Annotated in this window: 1 protein-coding gene; it reads right to left on the bottom strand. The window is 42.3% G+C overall.

Annotated elements, in window-relative coordinates:
* Window positions 1–387 (bottom strand): GspH/FimT family pseudopilin (locus A3756_RS17075; RefSeq protein ID WP_197481361.1); only part of this gene is annotated, 387 nt, incomplete at its 3' end.
* Window positions 388–504 lie beyond the last annotated feature (117 nt).

Raw genomic sequence — 504 nt, forward strand, 5'->3', positions numbered from 1 at the left:
TGTTCCAGAAGGGATAAAAGGGGTTTTGAGCTGGAGTAATAGTTCACTCTCATCACGTTTCTGGTCCTTGTCTTCGTCAATGAATATCATTGCGCCAGCTTGCCAACCTTGTTCGCACTGTAGGCCTGAAGAGGATGGGCATAAGGTAATGCGTGTTTGTCTGGCGAGCGCTTCTCTTTTTGCATGTCGAATGAATTGGCTCAAGTGGTTGATATTGCTGTCCGAACGGGCATTTTGGAAAATGTCATTGAAGGAAGGAATAACGACAAAGGTCAAGATAGAAACAATGGCCAAACAGGTGAGTAGCTCGACAAGTGTAATTCCACTTTGCCTGGATTTTTGTTCTTGATGGTACTTATTGCATCGGTGCATAACAGAAGGGGGCATTTTCATCACTCCTTGATAAAGATCATCCCTTGGAAAGAGTATTCTCTTGGCGATTGATATAAAATGCAAGTCGAAAACATCTTGCTAAAGGAAATGAGAAACTTGAAAGTAATCATC

The organism is Oleiphilus sp. HI0086, from assembly GCF_001635225.1.